At 73.0% G+C, this 7,260-nt stretch carries 5 protein-coding genes; 1 reads left to right on the forward strand and 4 read right to left on the reverse strand.

What is annotated here, in order from left to right; genetic code table 11:
* A partial coding sequence (locus VFO68_RS10010) for a hypothetical protein (protein ID WP_325157925.1) occupies nucleotides 1-1,388 on the forward strand: 1,388 nt, incomplete at its 5' end.
* Here VFO68_RS10010 and VFO68_RS10015 read toward each other — a convergent pair.
* The 4 genes from VFO68_RS10015 to topA form a co-directional block, all read right to left on the reverse strand.
* A complete protein-coding gene (locus VFO68_RS10015; protein WP_325157926.1) occupies nucleotides 1,278-2,468 on the reverse strand; it encodes a DNA polymerase III subunit delta' in 1,191 nt (396 codons plus the stop codon). The genes VFO68_RS10010 and VFO68_RS10015 overlap by 111 nt on opposite strands.
* Nucleotides 2,465-4,525, reverse strand: coding sequence for a bifunctional MFS transporter/dTMP kinase (locus tag VFO68_RS10020; protein WP_414635482.1), 2,061 nt, complete (start codon nucleotides 4,523-4,525; stop codon nucleotides 2,465-2,467). Before VFO68_RS10020 ends, VFO68_RS10015 begins: the two co-directional genes overlap by 4 nt.
* Nucleotides 4,526-4,627: 102 nt before the next feature.
* On the reverse strand, nucleotides 4,628-5,131 hold the full coding sequence (locus VFO68_RS10025) for a hypothetical protein (RefSeq protein ID WP_325157928.1): 504 nt from the start codon (nucleotides 5,129-5,131) through the stop codon (nucleotides 4,628-4,630).
* A 58-nt stretch (nucleotides 5,132-5,189) separates the two neighbouring features.
* A partial coding sequence (topA, locus tag VFO68_RS10030; RefSeq protein WP_325157929.1) for a type I DNA topoisomerase occupies nucleotides 5,190-7,260 on the reverse strand: 2,071 nt, incomplete at its 5' end.

Genomic DNA, 7,260 nt, shown 5'->3' on the forward strand with positions numbered 1-7,260 from the left:
TCGAGCGGGCGGTCGCCCGGGCGGCGCCGGGTGGGGTGGCGGTGAGCGGGGCCGCCGCGCGGGTGCCGGGGGCGTTGGCGCAGACGGCGCCGCCCGACAACGACGCGGCGCGGACGGGTGGGGTGGGGTTGCCGGCTACGCCGTTGGATGGCGTGGTGAAGGTGGGGGCGCTGAGTGGGTCGGTGCGGGCGCGGTGGAGTGACGCGCAGGGGCCGTGTGTGGGGACGGCTGCGGACGCGCAGGTGGAGTTGGCCAGCCTGTCCGTGCTGAGCGCGGTTCCGACGTTGCCGGATCAGGTTGACCTGACCGGACGGGTGGACGCGCCGGCGTTGGATGCGGCCGGGGATCAAGCCGTGGTGGACGGGTTGAAGCGGCTCGTGGGGCCGCTGCGCACGCTGGGCGGAGTGCTGGCCGGGGAGGGCCGGGCGCGGGCGGACGGGGTGGGATCGCTGGTGAGCCTGCCGACCGGGACGGGGGCGCGGTCGACGGTGAGCCTCGTGGATGTTGGCGGGGCGAAGGCGGTGCGGTCGACCTCGACGATGCGGGGCGGGGCCATTCGATTACTGGCGGGGACGCCGTTCGAGCTGGCCGTGAACGTGGTGAGTGCGCCGGTGCTGGAGGTGACCTCGACCGGGGACGCGCAGACCTCGACGGTGCGGTACGCGGCGCCGGTCCTCGACGTGACGCTGGCCGGGCGGAGCCTGGGGCGGCTGGACGCGGCGAAGCCGACGATGGACGTGCCGATCGGGGTTCCGCTGGTAGGGCCTGCGGGGAGCTTGCCGGTGATCGGGGGCCTGCTGGCGGACGGTCAGCCGGTGCCGGACGGGCAGCGGCTCGACCTCGGGGTCATCCGGCTGAGCATCGCGCAGCTCAACCAGCGCTCGGCGCCGATGACGCAGCCGTTCCCGGGGTTCCGGCTCGGTGCGACCGCCCGGATGCTCGACGTGCAGGTGCTGCCGACCGCGGCGCTCGGGCTGCGGAACCTGCCGTCCGCCCTGGCCCAGGTCACCATCGGCGAGCAGGCCGCCAGCGCCTACGCGCCGGCCGGTGGCGTGCGGTGCGGACCGCCGGCCGGGCAGCCGGTGCAGCCGCCCGCGCCGATGCCGACGATGAACCTGGCCTACACCACCGCGCAGTACAAGACCATTCCGATCTTCTGGGGTGGCACCGCGATGCTCATGGCCGGGGTGGTGCTGGTCGCGGCGTTTCCGATCCGCCGCCGTCCGGCCCCGGTCGCCGCGCCACCGGAACCCGGCGACCCGCCCGGCCCGGGTGAGTCAGCCGCGGTAGAGGGTGGTGAGCATGGCCTCGACGGCGATGCGGGGCTTGACGTTGAGCTCGATGGCCTCCCGGCAGGCGAGGACGGCCTCGAGACGCCGGAGCGTTGACTCGGCGGGCCAGGCAGCGGCGGCCTGGTGGATGTCGGCGGCCCGGTCGGGATGGGTGAGGGTGGCGGGGCTGCGGCTGGTGGTGACCAGGACGTCGCGGTAGAAACCGGCGAGGTCGACCAGGGCCAGGTCGAGGGCATCGCGTTGGGTGCGGGTGGCGCGGGACTTCTGCCGGCGTTCCAGCTCCTTGATGGCGCCGGCACTGCCCCGGCTGGCGGTGGCGGCTCCTTTGCCGGTGCCGCCGTAGCCCATCGCGGTCTTCAGGGCTTCCTTTTCGACCTCGTCGCGGGCGCCGCTGACCTCGGAGGCGTCGGCCTCGGCGGTCTTCACCAGGTCGTCGGCGCATTCGAAGACGTCGGCCAGGCGGCGCAGGTGCAGCGGGATGCGCAGCACGGCGTCCCGCCGGTCCCGGGCCGCCGGGTCGGTGCCCAGCCGCCGGGCCCGGCCGACGTGGCCACCGCAGACCGACGCCGCCCAGGTCGCCGTGGCCTCGTCCAGGCCGTCGCGCACCTGCAGAACCTCGGCGATCGCCGCCGGCGCCGGGGTGCGCAGCGCGACCGGGCGGCACCGGGAGCGGATCGTCACCGGGACGTCGTCGGGATGGTCGGACGGCGCGCAGAGCAGGAACACCGTCCGTTCCGGCGGCTCCTCGATCGCCTTGAGCAGCGCGTTCGCCGCGCCCTCGGTGAGCCGGTCGGCGTCCTCGATGATCACTACCTGCCAGCGCCCGCCGGTCGGCCGGCGCGCCGAGGTCTGCACCAGTGCCCGCATCTCGGCCACCGAGATGGACAGGCCTTCCGGCACCACCAGACGGACGTCGGCGTGGGTGCCGGCCATCGTCGTACGGCAGCCCGGACACTCCCCGCAGCCCTGACCGGTGACGCACTGCAGGGCGGCGGCGAACGCGCGGGCCGCGACCGACCGGCCGGATCCGGGCGGTCCGGTGAACAGCCAGGCGTGGATCATGCCCGCGCCGTCCGCCGTGCCCTCGACCTGAGCCGCCGCCGACGCGGCCGTGGCGGTGAGGATCTCGATCGCCTCCGGCTGACCCACCACCTGGGCCCAGACGCCGTAGCTCACCGCAGCTCCGCCGGCGTGAGCGCACCGTCCTCGGGCACCAGCGCGGCCAGCCGGCGCCCGGCCAGGGCGGCCTGCACGGCCAGCCGGACCCGCTCGGCCACCTGGTCGGGCGTGCCCTCGGCGTCGATGACCACGTACCGGTCCGGATCCGCCCTGGCCATCTCGGTGAGCACCCGCTGCACCCGCCAGTGGTGCTCGGTGGCGCCCCGGCTGTGGGAGGCCATGGTGCTCGGGTCGCGGTCCAGCAGCAGCGTGATGTCCGGCCGCAGCCGCGAGGTGGCCCAGTCGGCCAAGCCCTCCAGCTCGGCCGGGTCCAGCCCGGCGGCGGCGGACAGTTGGGCCAGCGGGCTGTCCACGAACCGTTCCATCACCACCAGCGCACCGCGGTCCAGGGCCGGGCGGATCTGCCGCTCCACGATGTCGGCGCGCACCGCCGCCGCCACCAGCGCCTGCGCACGGGCCCCGGCGAGCTGGGCGCCGGCCAGCACCGCCTGCAGCCGGCGTTCGTCCAGCGCCGGGTCGGTGGCCAGCAGCACCTCCTTGCGGCCGGGGTGCCGCAGCCAGTCGGCGAGCAGGTAGGCCTGGGTGGAGGTGTCCTGCGCGGTGTCGCCCTCCACGGCGATCAGCAGCCCGGTCGAGCGGCGCGGCTTGCCCCGGATCGCGGCCAGCAGGTCGGCCATGATCGGCTCGGTGCGCCGGTCGTCCATCTGCCGGTAGGCGACCACCCCGACCAGCGCGGCGAGCACGCCGGCGGCCAGCAGCACCGGCCGGGTGCCGTCCACGATCATCTCCCGGCCCCACGCGGTCACCAGGCGCGGCTTGACCAGGCCGACCAGCAGCGGAACCGACGCGGTCGAGCCGAACAGGATGATCTTCATCAGGGACTGGTAGATCGCGTTGATCCGGCCCCGGATGGAGTCCTCCACCTGCGAGCCGATGATCGTCACACCGGTCAGGAAGGCCACCCCGGCGCAGGCGCCGACCAGGGCGACCCCGAGCAGCGACACGGCCAGGTGCGGCGACATCGCGACCAGCGCGAGGATCAGCCCGGCGAGCACGATCGCGATGCCGAACAGCCGGTTGTGCGGCAGCCGGACGGCCAGCTTCGGCGACATGGCCATGCCGGTGCCCAACCCCACGAACAGGGCGACGAACAGCATCCCGAACGCCGAGTCGCCACCCTGCAGGCTGTTGGCGTACTGCTTGGCGGTGCCGATCACCGCGCCGCCCGCGGCGAACGCGCCGGTCATGCCGATCAGCAGGCCGCGGACCAGCGGGGTGCTGCGCACGAACCGCAGCGCGTCGCGCAGCATGCCGATCAGCCCGGTCTTGGGCTCGGCGGCGGGGGCGTCCGGGGCCGGCTCCTCGGCGGGCACCCGCCGGGACAGCTCGGTGATCCGGGTGATCAGGATCGCGCTGGTCAGGTACAGCAGACCGTTGATCACGATGATGATCTTGGCGATGTTCAGCGCCAGCGCGTCGGTCTGGAAGTCCAGCGTGGTGCCGATGCCGGTGACCAGCGAGTACAGCCCGGCCGCGGTGACCACGGAGATCCCGTAGGTCATCACCATGCCGAGTTGGGTGGCGGTCTCCACCTGGTCCCGGCGGCGCAGCAGGTTGGGGACCGCCGCCTCCTTGGACGGGATCCACATCATGGCGCAGCAGCCGATCAGGAAGTTCGCCAGGAACAGCCACCACGCCGTGCCGACGATCACGATCGAGGCGAACAACGCGCAGCGCAGCAGGTCGCTGACGACCATCACCTTGCGCCGGTCGAACCGGTCGGCCAGCACCCCGCCGAGCGGGGCGAACAGCAGACCGGGCAGCAGCTGGGTGAGCACGACCCCGGCGAAGGCGAAGCTCTGCGCCTGGTAGCCCGCGGTCAGCTTGGTGACCAGGCCGGTCAACGCGAGCAGTGACAACCAGTCACCGATACTGCACAGGTAGGTGACGGCCCACAGCCGCCGGAACGCCCGGATGGCCAGCACGCTGCGAGCGCGGTGGGTTATGGACGCGTTCGATGTGACCGGCGAACTTTCCCAGCCGGCCTCGTCCACGTTCGGTCCCCCGGCGATGACTCCACCCCTCTTCCGAGCCGACCCCGCGAGTCAAGCGTAGCCGGACGGTCCGACAGGGGTGCGCCGCACCTGAGAGGGCGCTCAGTTGAAGATGCTGTCGATCGTGTTCGACAGGCTGACGATGATCATGATGATGATCGTGATGATCACGCCCGCCAGGAGCAGCACGCCGACCGTCGTCGCGATCGCCACGCCGCCCGACCCGGGCCGGCGCACCCGTTGGATGCGGGCCGGCGGGCGGGGCCGGAACCCGGGGAGCTGCCGGACCGAGGGCCGCGACTGCCAGCCCGGGCGCGGGTTGGCCGGCACGATGCCGGGCGGCTGCCCCAGCGCGACCGCCAGGTCCTGCCGGGGCACCGGCACCGTGGGCGGCGAGTCACCGGCCGCCGCCTCCTCGTCCTGCAACGCGGCGTCCACCGCGCGCCGCACCTCGGACAGGTCCGGCTCGACCGGCCGCACCACGTCGATGTGCAGCGGCTCCTGGTCATAGGTCGCGCCGGTGACCAGGCCCGATGACGGGTCGGTCCAGACCGGGGGCGGGGCGGGCGGCTGGGTTCCGTCGGATTCCCACGGCGATTGGGCCACCCGGCCAGTATGGCGACCGGCCGGCGACCGGCCAACGGGCGTCACCCCGCTGGCTCAGTCAGTTGGTTTTCGCCCTGGACTTCGCTGGAGCCTTCGCGGCCGGTTTCGCCGGTGCCTTGCGTTTCGCGGCGGTGCGCTTCGGTGCCGGACCCCGCGCCCGGCGCTCGGCCAGCAGCTCGGCGGCCCGCTCGTCGGTGAGCGTCTCCACGCTGTCGGCCTTGCGCAGTGAGGCATTGGTCTCGCCATCGGTCACGTACGGCCCGAACCGGCCCTCCTTGACCACCATCGGCTTGCCGGTCGCCGGGTCGTTGCCCAGCTCCCGCAACGGCGGCGCGGCGGCAGCCGAGGCCCGCCCGCGCCGCTTGGGCTCGGCGTAGATCTTCAGCGCCTCGTCGAGGGTGACCGTGAAGATCTCGTCCTCCGCGGTCAGCGACCGGGAGTCGGTGCCCTTCTTCAGGTACGGCCCGTACCGCCCGTTCTGCGCGGTGATCTCCTCACCGCTGGTCGGGTCGGTGCCGACCACCCGGGGCAGCGACAACAGCCGCAGCGCGTCGTCCAGCGTCACCGTGTCCAGCGACATCGACTTGAACAGCGAGCCGGTGCGCGGCTTGACCTTCTTGGCCTTCTCGTTCTCCGGCTCCGGCAGCACCTCGGTCACGTACGGCCCGAACCGGCCCTCCTTGGCCACGATCTCGTTGCCGGTCACCGGGTCGGCGCCCAGCGTGCGACCCTCCATCGGGGTGGAGAACAGCTTCTCGGCGATCTCCAGGGTCAGCTCGTCCGGCGGCAGATCCTCCGGAAGGTTGGCCCGCTGCACCGTGCCGGCCGAGTCGTCCGCCCCGGCGTCCCGCTCCAGGTACGGCCCGTACCGCCCGACCCGGACCACGATCGGCCGGCCCGTGTCGTCGTCGAACAGCGGGATCGAGTTGATCTCCCGGGGGTCGATCTCCTCGACCCCGGAGCCGACCAGCTTCTTCAGCCCACCGGAGCGGGCCACCGAGCCGTCCGGACCCATCTCGCCACCGAAGTAGAACTTCGACAGCCATGTCGTGCGACCCGAGCGGCCGGCCGCGATGCCGTCCAGCTCGTCCTCCAGCGCGGCGGTGAAGTCGTAGTCCACCAACCGCCGGAAATGCTGCTCCAGCAACCCGACCACGGAGAACGCGATCCAGGCCGGCACCAGCGCCGAGCCCTTCTTCCACACGTAGCCGCGGTCCTGGATGGTGTTGATGATCGACGCGTAGGTGGACGGCCGGCCGATGCCCAGCTCCTCCAACGTCTTGACCAGGCTCGCCTCGGTGTAGCGCGGCGGCGGGTTGGTGGCGTGGCCGTCGGGGGACAGCTCGGTCGCGGTCACCGCCTGGCCCTTGGTCAGCTGAGGCAGCCGGCGCTCGGCGTCGTCGGCCTCGCCGCCCTCCTCGGAGTCCACCGCCTCGACGTAGGCCCGCAGGAACCCGGGGAAGGTGATGGTGCGGCCGGAGGAGGCGAACGTGCACTCCTCGCCGCTGGTCGCGGTGCCGGTGATCCGCACGCTCATGGTGGTGCCCCGGGCGTCGGCCATCTGCGAGGCGATGGTGCGCTGCCAGATCAGCTCATAGAGCCGGAACTCGTCGGACTCCAGCTCACCGGCCACCTGGCCGGGCGTGCGGAACACCTCGCCGGCCGGCCGGATCGCCTCGTGCGCCTCCTGGGCGTTCTTCACCTTGCGGGTGTACTGCCGGGGCTGCGGCGAGACGTAGGCGTCGCCGTAGAGATCCCTGGCCTGGTCCCGGGCCGCCGCGATCGCCGTCTCGGACAGCGTCGTGGAGTCGGTACGCATATAGGTGATGTAGCCGTTCTCGTACAGGCGCTGGGCGATCCGCATCGTGCGGTCCGACGAGAAGCGGAGCTTGCGCCCGGCCTCCTGCTGCAGCGTCGAGGTCATGAACGGCGCGTACGGCCGGCGCGTGTACGGCTTCTCCTCGACGCTGGTGACGGTCAGCGCCGAACCGGTGAGCGCCTGCGCCAGCCGGCGGGCCTCGGGCTCGTCCAGCAGCAACACCTGGCGCCCGGCAGCGCCCTGGTCCTGGGTGTCCGACTTGAGCCGGCCATCCGGGCCGAAGTCCCGGCCGGTGGCCAGCCGGGTGCCG

It is taken from the genome of Actinophytocola sp. (assembly GCF_035712165.1).
Lineage (GTDB): Bacteria > Actinomycetota > Actinomycetes > Mycobacteriales > Pseudonocardiaceae > DASYTH01.